The sequence below is a fragment of the Vibrio methylphosphonaticus genome, assembly GCF_023634655.1.
GTDB lineage: Bacteria > Pseudomonadota > Gammaproteobacteria > Enterobacterales > Vibrionaceae > Vibrio > Vibrio methylphosphonaticus.
In genome coordinates, this window is record NZ_JAMKMS010000016.1 from 94,632 (window position 1) to 111,460 (window position 16,829).

Here is a 16,829-nt window from a genome sequence, read left to right on the forward strand (position 1 = left end):
GCTCTACAGCCTCTTTAGTGTCAATGGCTGCCTAAAATTAAGGATTCACTATGCACAGCGTCAATGGGTTGGATGATCTCGACAAGGCTATTCTAAAAACACTGATGGAAGACGCACGACGCCCCTATGCAGAAATGGCAAAAAGTTTTGATGTCAGCCCTGCTACTATTCATGTGCGTATTGAAAAAATGAAAGCGGCCGGCATTATTGAAGGAACGGAGGTGGTCGTAAATACCAAAAAACTGGGCTACGACGTCTGTTGTTTTATCGGTATTAACCTTTACGCAGCGAGAGATTACCACTCTGCACTTGAAAAACTCGATGCGCTCGATGAAGTCGTTGAGGCTTATTACACCACCGGCGCTTACAACATCTTCGTCAAATTGATGTGCCGCTCAATTGAAGAACTCCAGCACGTCCTCATTAATAAACTGCAAGCGATTGATGAAGTACAGTCAACAGAAACGCTGATCTCGTTACAAAACCCGATTAGCCGTAATGTCGACCCATAAAACAGCCTCTCACGTGAGAGGCTTTGTCATAGAGTCATAATACTTTTTAAACATATGCCGTTTTAAACATACGCCGTTTTAAAATCGGCCGTTTTAAGCCGATTGCGTGTTTAAGGGTTCGTGCTAAGCACTAATGCCAGAGTGACGCAGGAGCGCATCAATTTGAGGCTCGCGACCACGGAAGCGTTTAAACAACTCCATTGGCTCTTCACTTCCGCCCATTTCTAAAATGTTATTCAAGAAGCTTTGCCCGGTTTCTTTGTTAAAGATCCCTTCTTCTTCAAAGCGTGAATACGCATCTGATGAAAGTACTTCCGCCCACAAGTAGCTGTAGTATCCCGCGCTGTAACCACCAGCAAAAATATGACTAAAGCTATGGGAAAAGCGGTTCCACTCTAGGCTAGGTAATACCCCAACTTTCGCTTTAACGTTAGCTAACGTTTCCAGCACACGCGCACCGATTTCTGGGTCGTATTCCGTATGCAACGTAAAGTCGAACAAGCCGAATTCAAGCTGACGTAAAATAAACATCGCGGATTGGAAGTTTTTTGCGGCCAGCATTTTATCTAGCATGGCTTTTGGTAACGGTTCACCCGTTTCATAGTGTCCAGAGATAAACGACAGCGCTTCTTCTTCCCAACACCAGTTTTCTAAAAATTGGCTTGGCAGCTCAACCGCATCCCAAGGGACGCCATTGATACCAGACACGGCACCGGTTTCAATCTGGGTCAGCATATGGTGAATGCCGTGTCCCGTTTCATGGAATAACGTTACGACTTCATCATGAGTAAACAGCGCTGGCTTATCGCCTACCGGCTTATTAAAGTTACATGTTAAGTAGGCAACAGGCGTTTGCAGCTCGCCCGCAAGATTCGTACGCCTGACTCGGCACTCATCCATCCATGCGCCACCACGTTTGTGCTCTCGCGCATACAGATCTAAATAGAAGCTCCCACGCAGCGTATTCGTCGCGTCAAAAATATCAAAAAATCGTACAGACTCATGCCATGTGTCGATGCCCTTGCGCTCTTGTATTTGCATACCAAATACTCGATTCAACACCTCAAACAACCCCTTCACAACCTTTGCTTCAGGGAAGTACGGGCGCAGCTCTTCATCAGAGAACTGGAACAGGTTTTGCTTTTGTTTCTCGCTGTAATACGCGATATCCCAAAGGTTAAGTTCCGTCACACCACACTCTTTTTGGGCAAATTGACGCAACTCTTCCACTTCGCGTTCACCTTGCGGTTTGGCTTTGATCGCTAAGTCGTTTAAAAAACCAAGCACTTGCCCTGGATTTTCAGCCATCTTCGTCGAGAGTGATTTTTCACTAAAGCTACTAAAACCTAATAAACGCGCAATTTCATGGCGCAACTTAAGCTGCTCAGCAATGAGCTCTGTATTGTCCCACTTTCCTGCAGTTGGCCCACGGTCAGACGCGCGTGTGACATAAGCTTCGTAGAGCTCTTTACGCAACGCTTCATTATCACAGTAGGTCATCACTGGAAGGTATGACGGGATATCCAATGTAAGTAGATAGCCATCAAGCTCCTTGGATTCGGCAGCCGCTTGCGCGGCAGCTAATGCCGATTCTGGCATTCCTGCGAGCTGTGCTTTATCGGTAATATGTTTGTTCCAGCCCATCGTGGCATCCAGCACATTATTCGAAAACTGCGAACCTAGCTCAGACATACGCTTACTGATCTCGCCATAACGATGTTGCTCTGCGGCGGGTAAACCAATTCCCGACAATTCAAAGTCTCGCAATGAATCTTGAATTGTCTTCTTTTGAGCTTGCGTGAGTGTTGAATACGCATCGCTGGCTTTAATCGTTTTATACGCTTCGTACAACCCCTTATGTTGCCCAACCCATGTGCCGTACTCTGACAAGATTGGCAAGCAGCTTTCGTAAGCGTCACGAAGCTCATCGCTATTCATCACAGAATTCATGTGGCTGACGGGTGACCATAGACGACTCAAGTGATCGTCAATTTCATCAATCGGTGCAATCACGGAATCCCACGTTGGCGTCTCATTTTCTGCCAATACTTGATCGATTTTACTGCGGCACGCTTCAATCGCTTGCTCAACAGCCGGTTTTACGTGTTCTGGCTTAATCTGTGAAAAAGGAGGTAAGTCAGTAAAACTGATTAACGGATTAGACATGCAGCATCCCTTTTGAGTTATTGGGTCCTTCACTTTCTCCTAAGAGGATAAGTGAGCGTAATTAATAGATAAATGTAGGCGACAAGCGGAAAAATCAATAGCGATAAACAACCCTTGCCGCATAGTGTGATTTTAATGATGCACAGTTTTCTGTAGGTTATCTGGGTATCAGCGCCAGATAGCGTTATAATCCGTGCATTCGACCTTTTAAGTGAGTCTTCATTTTGCTGAGCTATCGACACAGTTTCCACGCGGGCAACCACGCCGACGTCGTCAAACATATAGTACAAAGTCTTATCCTTAATTCCCTAAAAAACAAGGATAAGCCGTTCGTTTATCACGATACTCACTCGGGTGTGGGTCGCTACGACCTTACCCATGAGTGGTCAGAAAAAACCGGCGAATATAAGCAAGGCATCGCCCGCATTTGGGGTAGTGCAGATATTCCAGAAGAGATGGCGACTTACATTGAGTCCATCACTCAGCTTAACAATGACAGCACGCTGCGTTACTACCCTGGCTCTCCTAGAGTGGCACGCGCCCACCTTCGCCCACAAGATCGCATGATGCTAACGGAACTTCACCCAAGTGACTTCCCATTACTTGAGCAAGAGTTTCACCGTGACCGCCAAGTAAAGATCTTTAAAGAGGATGGCTTTCAACGCCTTAAAGGTAGCCTACCACCAGCAGAGCGACGCGGTTTGGTTCTAATCGACCCGCCTTACGAACTGGCGAAAGAGTACCGCGATGTCGTCACCGCCATTGCGCAAAGCTATAAACGCTGGGCAACCGGTATTTATGCTATTTGGTATCCAGTGGTGAATCGTGTCGATATCGAAGACATGATTGAGGGACTGCAAGGCTTAGGCATTCGTAAAATCCTGCAAATTGAATTAGGCGTTTCACCAGATACCAATGAGCGCGGCATGACGGCATCAGGGATGATTGTGGTAAACCCTCCGTGGATGCTAGAGCAGCAGATGAATGCCATCTTGCCTTATCTAAAAGATAAAATCGCCCCAGCAACGGGTCACTGTAAAGTTGAATGGATTGTTCCTGAATAGTCGCCATTCAATCATCCGTACTTCATAAAGGCGCAGTATCTTATTTTAAAAAGATAAGATGGCGCCTTTTGATGTGGCCTACCAAAAGTAAAAGCATGGCAGCTCATAACGAGGCTGAGTGAGCAAAACCCAGCACCTTCTCGGCTTCTTTACCATTAATCGTTATTACTCATAATCAATGCCACTTTTTCCCATTGGCTAAAGTTGCTAGACTCGATTTATGATAGAGATAGCGATTCTTTAACAAAACATGACGGCTATATTGAGTTCAACGATGCTCACCCCAATGTTCTTGTTATAAACAAATCATAAAATTAATCAGCTTTCGGAGAACGTAATGGCGACTCATTTTGACTATATCTGTATTGGTGGCGGCAGCGGCGGTATTGCATCGGCAAACCGAGCATCAATGTACGGTGCTAAAGTTGCGCTAATTGAAGCGCAAGATCTTGGCGGCACTTGCGTCAACGTTGGTTGCGTACCAAAGAAAGTAATGTGGCATGGTGCTCAAGTGGCAGAAGCCATGAACCTCTACGCCGAAGATTATGGCTTTGATGTTGAAGTAAAAGGCTTTGATTGGAGTAAACTGGTTGAAAATCGTCAAGCCTACATTGGCCGAATCCATCAGTCTTACGACCGTGTACTTGGTAATAACAAAGTCCATGTCATCAAAGGGTTTGCTAAATTTGTTGATGCTAAAACAGTAGAAGTTAATGGTGAGCACTATACCGCTGACCACATTCTTATCGCCGTTGGCGGCCGACCAAGCATTCCAAACATCCCAGGTGCTGAGCACGGCATTGATTCAAACGGTTTCTTTGAGCTTAATGAACAACCAAAACGCGTCGCGGTGATTGGTGCGGGTTATATCGCGGTTGAAATCGCTGGCGTATTGCACGCACTGGGCACAGAAACGCATTTGTTCTGCCGTAAAGAATCGCCACTACGTAGCTTCGATCCAATGATCATCGAGACATTAGTTGAAGTGATGAATACCGAAGGTCCAACACTGCATACGCACTCAGTACCAAAAGAAGTGGTGAAAGAAGCCGATGGTAGCCTGACTCTCCATCTAGAAAACGGCAACACACAAAACGTTGATCAACTTATTTGGGCGATTGGCCGTCACCCAGCAACCGATGCCATTAATCTAAGCGCAACTGGCGTTGCAACCAATGACCGTGGTTACATCAAAGTAGATGAATATCAAACCACCAATGTTGAAGGCATTTACTGTGTCGGCGATATTATGGAAGGCGGTATCGAGTTAACTCCAGTGGCAGTAAAAGCCGGTCGTCAATTGTCTGAGCGTCTGTTCAACAACAAGCCTGACGCAAAAATGGATTACGACTTAGTAGCAACCGTGGTCTTTAGCCATCCACCTATTGGTACCATCGGTCTGACAACACAAGAAGCGGAAGCGAAGTACGGCAAAGACAACCTTAAGGTCTACACTTCTGGCTTTACGGCAATGTACACCGCAGTAACGAAGCACCGTCAGCCATGCAAAATGAAGTTGGTCTGTGCTGGCCCAGAAGAAACCGTCGTGGGTCTTCACGGCATTGGTTTTACTGTCGATGAGATGATTCAAGGTTTTGCTGTTGCAATGAAGATGGGCGCAACCAAAGCTGACTTTGATGCGGTTGTGGCTATCCACCCGACCGGCAGTGAAGAATTTGTCACAATGCGTTGATTTTTAAAGAATTATAAAAATGGCTTAAGTGAAAACTTAAGCCATTTTTTTTAGCCTCGTGAACCTGCTCACTAAAAGAGCTAAACGAGATCGCGACCATTCGTCGCTATGACTTTTTTATACCAATAGAATGATTTTTTAGGCGTACGGTTTAAGGTACCACCGCCAACGTTATCGCGGTCGACATAAATAAACCCGTAACGTTTGGTCATTTCACCAGTTGAAGCAGCAACAAGATCAATACAGCCCCAAGGCGTAAAGCCCATCAAAGGTACACCATCCGTCATTGCGTCATGCATCGCCTTGATGTGCTTTCGCAGATAATCGATACGGTAATCGTCATTAATCTCACCATTCTCATCAATGCTGTCTTTCGCCCCTAGACCATTCTCAACCAAAAACAGTGGCTTTTGATAGCGGTCGTATAGCGTGTTCATGGTGATACGTAACCCCGCAGGATCGATAACCCAGCCCCAGTCACTTGCTGGCAGATGCGGATTTTTAATCGACTTAACAACATTCGCAGCGCTGGTATTGCCTTCATTCATATCAGCAGAAGCACAACGAGAGGCGTAATAGCTAAACGAAATGAAGTCGACGGTATTGGCTAAGATTTCAAAGTCTTCCTCTTCTGTTTCAAGAACGACGCCTTTTTGATCAAAAACTTTCTGAGCATAGGATGGATAATAGCCACGCGACTGAACATCAATGAAAAATAGATTTTCGCGATCTTTCTCCATGGCCGTCAATACATCTTCTGGCTTACAAGAGTAAGGGTAGAAATTACCACCAGCCAGCATACAACCCACTTGGTTTTGCGGATCCACTTTGTGCGCAATCTTAGTGACTAACGCACTCGCCACTAACTCATGGTGAGCCGCTTGGTACTTCACTTGGTCATGATTCTCCCCCTCTTGAAACAATAGCCCTGCACCAGAAAATGGACTGGCAAGAAGGATGTTAATTTCATTGAAAGTGAGCCAGTACTTAACCAAACCTTTGTATTGTTCAAAGCAAGTACGAGCATAGCGACTAAAAACTCAATCATTTTACGACTGCGCCACGAGCCATATTCATTCACTAAGTGCATAGGCACATCAAAGTGACATAGTGTGACTAGCGGCTCAATGTCATATTTTTTACACTCTTCAAATACTCGGCGATAAAAGTCCAGCCCAGCCTGGTTTGGGTCTAATTCATCACCCTTAGGGTAGATTCGGCTCCATGCAATCGACATACGGAACACTTTAAAGCCCATTTCAGCAAGCAGTGCAATATCTTCTTTATAGCGATGATAAAAGTCGATCGCATTGTGGCTAGGGTAAAATTCCTCTTCACTCAATTCAACACGTTCAACTTGACCCAGCTTTATCGGCATACGGTTTTCACCATAAGGAATCATATCGACCGTGGTTAATCCTTTTCCGCCCGCTTGATGAGCACCTTCTGATTGATTAGCAGCAATTGCACCACCCCATAAGAAGTCATGGGGGAAATTGTATCTCTGACATAGTGTCCTCTAAACAGTTTCAGTCACCTATGCACGCGATGACTTGAATAGTAAATGTTCTAACCGCCACCTCCTCACGATGCGCGATAGGTGCTGCTCTGACTGTATACTTGGCCTCTATAGTTCAGCGTCTTCTTTTACTACTACTGAATTGTCATCACTGTCATCTTCTGAGATATCTTTAGAACCAAGCATCAACGCCCCTAACATGTTACCCATAACATTTATAATATAAATGTTATTTCCCACATAATTCCAAAAATGCGATGCCGAACAAGCGAATCCAAAAGATCAAATGGGAGGCAGTTGTATCCTCGCCATAACTGTTACCACGTTAAATAAAAAAGTACCGTTAGCCCTGCCTGAGCCGAAAATTAATTGATGGCAGTTACGACATCGTATATTTGCATGACAGCCCCATGAGATACCGGCTTATTATCCGTTTCTTATTCTTCTATCGGTCATAACTCTAAGCAACATATTGTTCCCCGCTAACGGAGAATCTGAAGTGCCTCGCATCATCACAAGCGTTACTCACCGTTCCTTACGTTCGACTCGTACTCATTCCTCTCTTTTCCTATAGTTTTTTTCGCTACTAAATAAAAGAGATGCAGGACGAGCATCTAGGTAGCGACCTCTAGCTAATCAAAAAAAGGAACTCTACAATGAAACCGACTCTTGGGCTCTGCCTGGTCAGTATTATCAGTGCCCCCACTTTGGCAGTTAACCCCCAACCCGACCCGCAAAACCCAACAGGATACGTATTGCTGCGCTCTGAAGTGATGGCCAGCGAACAAACACAAACATCCGACCCTATGTATGCGGTTTGGGCGAATGCACTAGCCACTGCGCCAAATAGCGTGGTCGACTTGATCGATGTAGGAGCTGCGGGTAACCCAAGCAACGTTAAAAGAGCAGAACGTGTGTTTCCGCGGAGTGAATGGGATTTTTTAACCCAAATGGCCGCGCCAGAATATACCTATCAACGCTTCTTACAGGCGATTGGTAAGTTTCCTGCTTTCTGTGGTGATTACAGCGATGGACGTAATGCCGATGCGATTTGTAAGCGCTCTATCGTGACCGCTTTTGCACACTTCTCTCAAGAAACGGGCTGTCACATTGCCATTGATAATACGTGGGATAACCCACTCGCATTGGAAGAATGGCAGCAAGCACTGGTCCACGTGCGCGAAATGGGTTGGTCGGAAGGACAACCCGGTTACACCACAGGCTGTGGTCAAAATGATTGGCAAAATAAGCGCTGGCCCTGCTCACCAAACCAAGGCTACTTTGGTCGAGGGGCGAAGCAACTCTCGTATCACTTCAATTACGGGGCATTTTCTGAAGTGATGTACGACGGTGATGCGACGGTACTCTTAAATAATCCCGCTTTAGTGGCTGACTCTTGGCTCAACCTTGCCTCCGCTATTTGGTTTTTCTTAACCCCACAAGCACCAAAACCGGCCATGTTACATGTTATTGATCGGACATGGACACCTTCTCAACGTGAAGTTGATGCGGGTATTGGCTATGGTTTTGGTACCACCATAAACATCATTAATGGCGGTATCGAGTGTGGTGAACAAAACAAAGATAAAGGACAACCCGTTAATCGTATTCGCTATTGGGAGGGACTATCGGCTCACTACCAAATTCCAATTGAAGCCGATGAATCCAATACCTGCTGGCAGCAAACCCCTTATGGCAGCCTTAACCTCAATGGCGCCACTGATGTGCTATACACCAACTGGGAAGCAAGCTGGAAATACCATGCCGACCGTCCTGGCGGTGTGTCTTTTGAGTGTCACCTCGTCGGCTATCAAACCGCCTATTCAGCACTGGTTCCCGGTGACTATGAAAAATGTGTCACCAATTTCTTTGGATCTCACGCTAACTGGCCCGAAGTCCGCATTGTCGATACCATTGATGGTGGCACAGGTGGAGGAGATAACCATGGAGAAGGAACTGATGGCGGTACTCCAACTGGAGCTATACCTTGGGAAGCGGGCGTCACTAAGGTCAATGTGGGCGATACGGTTAGTCATCAAGGAAAATGTTTTACCGCGAAAAATCCACCTGGCGTCTGGGAAACCCCGACACAATCTAATTGGTTTTGGGATGAGGTAGCGTGTTCTTAGCCAAGTATTCGGGCGGTGTTTACACACTGCTCGTTTTCTTTAAACCTAATATGTTGGCGACATACTAGAAATAATCACACAACTTTTAACAAACACCCCTATCCGTATCCACTTATATTTCTTATAGTTTTCTTTATGCTGTAAGGAGCAATAAACTCATGGACAAAAAACACATCTTTTTCTTTGACGTCATGCGATGCGTTGCTGCGCTTGCGGTCATTATCATTCACGCATTAGGCCCGTACCGCCATGAACTTGGGCAAATTCCCATGGGAGAGTGGATCACGGCGATTACATTCAATGGCTTCAGTCGCTGGGCGGTACCGGTATTTATTTTAATTACTGGTGCCTTGATGCTCAATGACAAACGTCCATTCGATTTGAAGTACTACCTTTCCAGAAGATTGGGGAAGGTATTAATCCCGTTTATTGCTTGGTCGCTGTTTTATGCGTATTTATCCGGATGGACGATGTCCGGGTTTGATGCCGCAACAGTAAAAGATGTACTGGCGGAGAGTTACCACCACTCCACCTACTACCACCTCGGTTTTTTCTACTACTTTATACCGCTCTACGCTGCGATTCCGTTTCTACAAATTTTTGTACGCCGCTATAGCGATAGCGCTCTATATGCGCTGACCGGTGTTTGGTTACTCACAACCTTATTGTTTTTAATGCGAATTGACGGGCCTTGGAGCGAACAATTTTGGCTCTATATGGGGCTGCTACCGTTAGGCTACGTCTTATTTCAAAAGCTGCCGATCAATAACACTACGGTGATGATTACTCTTATTCTAGGATTAGGAGGAATGGCATTGGGGACTTACATGGTGATTGAAAATAGCATTGCCGCTGACCGTTACTCGGTTGGACGTTGGTTCTCGTACAAAACGACCAATACCATTCTCGCAGCCAGCATGATTTTTGTTCTGGCAAAAGCCTATGCCGACAAGATCAATGAGTCATTCAAAAAAGTGATTAGCGTTGTCAGTCAGCACAGCTTAGGGATCTATATCCTTCACCCTTTATTTTTATGGCCGATGAATGAACTCGCCCTATATCAAGGTCACCCTATTGTGATGATTCCACTCTGGGTTATGATTAGTGGCAGTTGCGCTCTCTTCACGAGCTGGCTATTGTCTCGCAGCGCGAAAACTCGCTGGTTACTGCCTTAAGCTATTGCGATACGGGCGCTGGTAAAGCGCCCTATTTACCCACACACATTACATTGAGCAAGGTATTACTTTTTAGAGGTGACACCTTGCCATTGGTAAATAGCCCTTTCTGACCATCCCCCCAATATGGCATCTGCATTGGCCACTGATTTTTCTGCATCACTTTCGCATTGAGTAACGTTTGCCACTCATTTGCCGTGACTAAATGCATATTAAGGTCGCCACAAACTTTAATGGCTGCACTGTAATTCATTCGATTCCACGCTTTATCATGCTCCATATAAAACTGGTGCTGACTGCCCTCTAAATAAGGGACAGCATAGCGCTGATCGCCAAGCTGGGTTTGTCGCCGTACTGATAAGGACGGTGATACGGATTGAGCTAAAGGCTGAATAGATTCCACCTTCTTAACACTCGCGGTTTGTTTGACAGTAGGTGAGCCTATCGCTTGTGCAATAGGCTTAGCCATCGCTTTCATTGGTGGTTTTGGTGTTGCTTTAGGGTACTTTTTAGGCTCACTCGCAACCGGGCTTTTCTGCGGCTTTGAAGGGGCTACCTGACGAATAAAAGCGTCTTTATATCCCTTAATTGATTTGATTTTCGACAGCTCTTTCTTTAATACATCAACATCACGATAAGGCCCAATGAGGCACCGTTGAACCTCACCCTCTGGCTTCATCCACACATCGGTTGAAATCTCCGTATACAACACTTTAGCCGTGTTCAATGACATAGCTTCATCTAATATGCCACACTGAATCCAGTACACGGACGTCTCCGTTTTCGGCACGGTTTGACTCCAAACACCGTTACCTATCGGACAATCCTGACTGAGTATGGGTAGTTGGGAAGAGGAAGGCTGCGACGCATCACACAATACATCATTCGCAGAAATCGGCGTAGAAAGAGTACTGAAGAAAAATAATACGCCACTGATGATTGCATTTACTGACAAGCACGGCGATCCCTTAACACCATTTAAAGAGCTCATATACATCCTCGAACACTCAAGTAAAACAGGCTAGCTTCCATAAGCGGCACAAATAAAAAGAGCCGCACCTATGTGCGACTCTTAGTGTAGTGAGGATTGGGATTAAAAATCAATCTCTCTGGATCACCCTTTGTAGATTTTCGGGTTAAATACGTCTCTTAACCAGTCACCGAGCAGGTTGACCACCAGTACCAACGTAATCAACACGATGCCTGGGAAGACCGTAATCCACCACGAGCCGGAGAAGATATAGTTAAAGCCGATACTGATTAATGAACCTAGTGATGGTTGATCAACCGGCAAACCTAGACCTAAGAACGACAACGCAGCTTCCGACATAATGGCATTGGCAATTTGTACTGTCGAAATCACTAAGATTGGCGACAGACAGTTTGGCAAAATATGACGGAACATGATTTTAGGCGCTTTAAAGCCCATCACTCGCGCCGCTTCTACGTACTCTTTCTTTTTCTCAGCTAATACTGAAGCTCGAATAGTACGGGCATACTGAGGCCATTCCGCCACCCCGATGATCACCACCAGCATGGTTACCGCGTACTGGCTATAAAATTCCGTACCAAAACTGGCCTTGAATATCGCCGATACAATGATCGCCACCATCATGGTTGAAAACGACAACTGCACATCGGCAAAACGCATTAAGAAGCTATCGATACGGCCACCAAAGTAACCCGCGGACAAGCCAATGATAATGCCTAAAAACAGTTGCAGGCCTACCGCAAGGAAACCAATCGTCAATGAAAGGCGTGAACCGTAGAGGATCGTTGATAAAATATCACGACCTTGATCATCCGTACCTAAGACGAAATTCGAATCGCCATCTTCCATCCAAGAAGGAGGAAGCTCTGAATCCATAATATCAATCGAGCTCAGATCATAGGGGTCAGCAGGCGCGATGAGAGGTGCTGATAACGCTAGCACCAAGAAAACCATAAAAATAGTAAAACTCGTCATCGCGACTTTATCGCGCTTAAAGTAGTACAAGAAATCTGATTGCTTAAAACGTTCCCACACTGAAGGAACTGTTGCTACATTTGTTTGGCTCATGCTTACGCTCCTTTTCCTGTTAGGTTCACGGTTGGGTTAATTAATCCGTACATCAAATCAACGATAGTGTTTGTCACAACAAAGATCAGGCCGACAAAAATAACGTAAGCCGTAATCAGCGGTGTATCTACACGGTTGATCGCCTCAAGGAAAAGAAAGCCAGTTCCTGGCCATTGGAAAACAGTTTCCGTCAAAATGGTGTAGGCCACCATTGTACCAATCTGAACACCACCCACCGTTAATACAGGGAGCATCGTGTTCTTAAGGGCATGTTGATAATAGATTTTACGAAGAGGTAGCCCTTTTGCTTTAGCAAACTTAATGTATTCTGAACTCAGTACTTCCAGCATTTCAGAACGAACGAGACGAATAAATAGCGGCAACATAATCGACGCCAGTGCGACACATGGCAATACCAAGTGCTTGATGCCATCAATCGTAAAGAAGCCTGACTGCCACCCAAGAACATTCGCCGTTTCACCTCGGCCAAATGAAGGGAGCCAACCTAATTCAATAGAGAAAACGTACATCAGCATAATCGCGGTTAGGAAAACCGGAATAGAGATACCAATACTACTCCCCGCCATCACGAGTTTTGTGAAGAAGCTTTTAGGGTGTATTGCTGAATATACGCCTAATGGTATTGATAGGCAGATAATGATTAACGTCGCGCCGAACACCAGTTCGAGAGTAGCCACCAGCTTGTCAAGAATGACATCAACGGCAGGACGTTTGAAAAAGTATGACGTGCCGAGATCACCTTGCAGTGCCGCACCAATAAAACGTGTGTATTTTGTAACGAAAGGATCGTTGAGGCCTAACTCATCACGCAGTGCTTGACGCTCTGCTTCCGAAACCGACTGACCTACAAGCTCACGCAGCGGGTCACCCAGGTTATCCTGGATGGCAAATGCCACCAAACTGATCACAAACATCACTATCAGTGCCTGAAACAGGCGCTTGACCAGAAACGAAAACATCCCTTGCCCCTTAACTATCCATATGTCTCTGTGACGAGAACTTATTCAGTCTTAAAACCCACTTAGTCCGACTGAAATAAAACTAAGCAGTGTAAAGCGAACAAAGAGGGGAAGGCTTTCCCCTCTTTTCAACGTGTACTAAACGAGATTATTCAACCACTAGGTCGCCAAAGTAAGGCATAACCATTGGGTTTACGATGTCTGCCGCTTTCACGTTAGACTTCGCGCCCCACGCTTCACTTTGCCAGTGAAGAGGAACAAATGCTGCATCGTTGTACAACGTTGCTTCTACGCCTTTCAGCATTTCAGCACGTTTCGCAGGATCTGTTTCAACGTTCGCTGCTTCTACGATTGCATCCATCTCTGGGTTTGAGTAGTGACCACAGTTATATTGACCACGACCTGTCTCTTCGTTACGAGTCATCGTTAGGAACTCATTGAAGTTCGCAGAATCTTCTGTGTCCGAGTGCCAACCGATCATCATCATATCTGCAGAACAAAGGTCAAACTCAGGCCAGTACTGTGCTTTTGGCAACGTTTTTAGATCAACTTTGATGCCGATCTTAGACAGCATTGCCGCCGCCGCTTGCGCCACTTTAGCGTCGTTCACGTAACGGTTGTTTGGCGCCATCATAGAAAGCGTAAAGCCGTCTTCGTAGCCCGCTTCTTTCATTAGCTCTTTCGCTTTCTTCACGTCGTAGCGTGGAACCAGCGCGTCATCGTGACCCACGTAACCTGCTGGGCTTTGTTGACCCGCGGCTGTTGCGAAGCCTTTCATGATTTTCTTAACGATACCTTCGTTGTTAATTGCGTGAACAATCGCCTGACGAACGCGCACATCTTTCAATGCTTCGTTGCTGTTTTGGTTCATTTGGAACGTGATGATACGAGTACCAGGAAGCGTCACAAGATCGATACCGTCAGCCGATGACACACGTTTGTGGTCATTTGGCGCAACCGGGTGAATCATGTCAACACCACCAGAAAGAAGCGCAGCAACACGTGTTGCATCTTCTTTAATTGGCACCAACGTTAGCTTATCAACGTTACCTTTAGTTTCAGTATCCCAGTAGTCAGCAAAGCGTTCAAAGTCCACTTTAACGCCCTGTTCACGAGCCGTAACAACAAATGGACCTGTACCTGATACATGTGTAGAAGCAAACGAGTTACCGTGCTTCACGAGCTCAGATTTGTCTTTACCATCTTCCGTTTTACCTGAATAGAACTTGCTATCCATTGGGAAAATGTACGTTGCCGTTTGCAGGACTAGTGGGTAAGGACCTTTTGTTACAAGATCGAATGTGTAGTCATCAACCTTAACGATTTTTTCATACGGGTCGAAAATTGCTTTGAAGTCTGGTGAGTTTTGTAGGCGATCGAACGTCCAAACCACATCATCAGCCGTCAATGCGTTGCCTGAATGGAACTTAACACCTTTACGAAGGTTGAAACGAACCGTGGTGTCGTTAACACGTTCCCAGCTTTCTGCTAGGCGAGGTTCAAAGTCCATTTCTTGAGTAAAACGAACCAGTGGGTCAAACACCATGTGTGACATTTGCAGTGTACCACCAGACAATTGCTCATGCGGGTCTAGTGAAACAGGGTCAGCCGCGTAGCCTACCTTGATGTCTGCTGCTAGGGTATTAAAGCTCAGGCCTGCGGCCATTAGCGCCACTGCTAATTTGCTTTTCATGGTTCTCATATTTGCATAACTCCTTCATGCGGGGATCCGGATCCCGTAACTGTTGTGTTTGCTTCTGTTATCAAGTCCCAATAGGGATTTTTATTGGCTTACGCCGTTTTTGCTGCGCTTTCTCTTAAGCCTTTAAATTCAGGCATTAGCGAAATCAAATGCTGGCTGTATTCATGCTGTGGATCGGTAAATAACTGCTCAGTCGGTGCGACCTCAAGTAATGTACCCATTTGCATCACGCCCACCCTGTCGCACATTTGGCGAATAACCGGTAAGTCATGGCTGATAAACAGCATGGTTAGATTAAGTTCTTGTTGTAAGTCTTTTAGTAGATTCAAGATTTGTGCCTGAACGGATACGTCTAGTGCCGACGTAGGTTCATCACAAATCAGTAATCTTGGACGGGTTGCTAGTGCGCGGGCAATCGAGATACGCTGACGCTGGCCACCAGAAAACTCATGTGGGTATTTCACGCCAGCCATTTTTCCGAGTCCGACATGTTGTAGCAGGTCATCCACGACTTGTTTGGTTTCATTCTCATTCGCAGTGAGCTTATGAAAACGAATGGGTTCCGCAACAATATCGTAAACCTTCATACGAGGGTTCATTGATGTGTACGGGTTTTGGAACACCATCTGCATCTGGCGACGCATTGGACGACGCTCTTTTTCAGATTTTAAGCCAGTAAGATCAATACCTTCAAAGCTAACCTTGCCCGTATTCGGTGCATAAAGCCCCGCGATGATGCGCGCAATGGTTGATTTACCAGAGCCCGATTCCCCCACTAGACCAAATGTTTCACCTTCGTGCACTTCAAAGCTGACGTTATTCGACGCCTGCACGTACTCACGACGACTTTCAAACAACGAATCTTTAGTGATAAACCTTAGGTTCACATTTTCTACGTTCAACAATGGTCCGGTATATTCACGCTGATCTTGGCTTTGCCCTAACCAGTGATTCTTGATATCAAGCGGCTCCATTTCCTTGGCATCTTCGATGTAGCTCACCAATGGGAAACGGTCCAACTTAATATCTGAACGTGGTACTGCAGAGATAAGGCTACGAGTGTATGAATGATCTGGGTCACCCAATACTTTTGCTGTCGCACCAAATTCCACTAAGTCACCACGATACATAACGGCAACACGATCGGTCACGTTAGAAACCACACCCATATCATGTGTGACCAACATACAACCTACGTTGTTTTTGATACACAACTCGCGAATCAAGCCCAGAATTTGGTCTTGGATCGATACATCCAACGCCGTTGTTGGTTCATCCGCAATAATAAGGTCTGGTTCACCAGCCAAAGCAATGGCAATAACAACACGTTGCCTCATACCACCCGAAAATTGGTGTGGATACTGCTTAAGACGGTTTTCTGGTTGTGGGATACCCACTTGATTCATCAGGTTAAGCGAGCGCTTATACGCTTCCTCATCCGAAACGTCCATATTGGCGTGGATGGTCTCTTTTAATTGTTGCTCAACCGTGAAAAGTGGATTGAGAGAGGTCATTGGGTCTTGGAAAATAAACCCAATTTTTGAACCACGGACTTTGCGCATGCCTTCCGGAGAAAGCCCTGATATTTTTTCACCATCCAAGAAAACATCGCCAGCAGCGACAACACCTGGAGGAGAAAGCAGATCAATAACCGCGTTACCAACCGTTGATTTACCAGCACCGGATTCCCCAACCACACCAACTATTTCGCCACGTTCAACATTGAACGACAAAGATTTAACCGCGGCATGTACCCCATGGCGGGATGGGTATTCGATACGAAGATTTTTTACTTCTAATAATGACATTACCAGACCTCTACTGCTTTGG

11 protein-coding genes and 1 pseudogene are annotated in these 16,829 nt (G+C 45.8%); 5 read left to right on the forward strand and 7 right to left on the reverse strand.

The genetic code is table 11. The annotated features are described in order from the left end of the window. Positions 1 to 50 precede the first annotated feature (50 nt). The gene (gene asnC / locus M9196_RS17785; RefSeq protein ID WP_250618859.1) at positions 51 to 512 is read left to right on the forward strand and encodes a transcriptional regulator AsnC; all 462 of its coding nucleotides are present in this window, start codon (positions 51 to 53) and stop codon (positions 510 to 512) included. 123 nt (positions 513 to 635) lie between these two features. Here asnC and prlC read toward each other — a convergent pair whose 3' ends face one another. Next, complete coding sequence (gene prlC / locus M9196_RS17790; RefSeq protein ID WP_250618860.1) at positions 636 to 2,678, reverse strand: oligopeptidase A; 2,043 nt, start codon at positions 2,676 to 2,678, stop codon at positions 636 to 638. Between the two features lie 224 nt (positions 2,679 to 2,902). Here prlC and M9196_RS17795 point away from each other — a divergent pair, with 224 nt between their 5' ends. Together M9196_RS17795 and gorA are read left to right on the forward strand one after the other, a co-directional pair. Next, entirely contained in the window at positions 2,903 to 3,742 is an 840-nt protein-coding gene (locus M9196_RS17795; protein ID WP_250618861.1) for a 23S rRNA (adenine(2030)-N(6))-methyltransferase RlmJ, read from the forward strand. A 337-nt stretch (positions 3,743 to 4,079) separates the two neighbouring features. After that, positions 4,080 to 5,435, forward strand: coding sequence for a glutathione-disulfide reductase (gene gorA, locus M9196_RS17800; protein WP_250618862.1), 1,356 nt, complete (start codon positions 4,080 to 4,082; stop codon positions 5,433 to 5,435). Between the two features lie 80 nt (positions 5,436 to 5,515). Here gorA and ascB read toward each other — a convergent pair. Next, positions 5,516 to 6,900 (reverse strand): annotated as a pseudogene (ascB, locus tag M9196_RS17805) (6-phospho-beta-glucosidase). A 710-nt stretch (positions 6,901 to 7,610) separates the two neighbouring features. Between ascB and M9196_RS17810 the strand changes: the two are divergent. Together M9196_RS17810 and M9196_RS17815 are read left to right on the forward strand one after the other, a co-directional pair. After that, positions 7,611 to 9,083 (forward strand): glycoside hydrolase family 19 protein, encoded by a 1,473-nt coding sequence (locus M9196_RS17810; protein WP_250618863.1) that lies wholly within the window; start codon positions 7,611 to 7,613, stop codon positions 9,081 to 9,083. A 158-nt stretch (positions 9,084 to 9,241) separates the two neighbouring features. Next, on the forward strand, positions 9,242 to 10,258 hold the full coding sequence (locus tag M9196_RS17815) for an acyltransferase (RefSeq protein WP_250618864.1): 1,017 nt from the start codon (positions 9,242 to 9,244) through the stop codon (positions 10,256 to 10,258). A 31-nt stretch (positions 10,259 to 10,289) separates the two neighbouring features. Here M9196_RS17815 and M9196_RS17820 read toward each other — a convergent pair whose 3' ends face one another. From M9196_RS17820 to M9196_RS17840, 5 genes are all read right to left on the reverse strand, one after another. Continuing rightward, positions 10,290 to 11,249: an SPOR domain-containing protein gene (locus M9196_RS17820; RefSeq protein ID WP_250618865.1), complete on the reverse strand. Its 960-nt coding sequence runs from the start codon at positions 11,247 to 11,249 to the stop codon at positions 10,290 to 10,292. A gap of 123 nt (positions 11,250 to 11,372) precedes the next feature. Continuing rightward, positions 11,373 to 12,317, reverse strand: coding sequence for an ABC transporter permease (locus M9196_RS17825; protein WP_250618866.1), 945 nt, complete (start codon positions 12,315 to 12,317; stop codon positions 11,373 to 11,375). A 2-nt stretch (positions 12,318 to 12,319) separates the two neighbouring features. Continuing rightward, positions 12,320 to 13,297, reverse strand: coding sequence for an ABC transporter permease (locus M9196_RS17830; protein WP_250618867.1), 978 nt, complete (start codon positions 13,295 to 13,297; stop codon positions 12,320 to 12,322). Between the two features lie 148 nt (positions 13,298 to 13,445). Continuing rightward, positions 13,446 to 14,999 carry an ABC transporter substrate-binding protein gene (locus M9196_RS17835; RefSeq protein WP_250618868.1) on the reverse strand — a complete coding sequence of 518 codons (1,554 nt, stop codon included), beginning with the start codon at positions 14,997 to 14,999 and terminating at the stop codon, positions 13,446 to 13,448. Positions 15,000 to 15,088: 89 nt separating this feature from the next. After that, positions 15,089 to 16,807 (reverse strand): dipeptide ABC transporter ATP-binding protein, encoded by a 1,719-nt coding sequence (locus M9196_RS17840; protein WP_250618869.1) that lies wholly within the window; start codon positions 16,805 to 16,807, stop codon positions 15,089 to 15,091. Positions 16,808 to 16,829 lie beyond the last annotated feature (22 nt).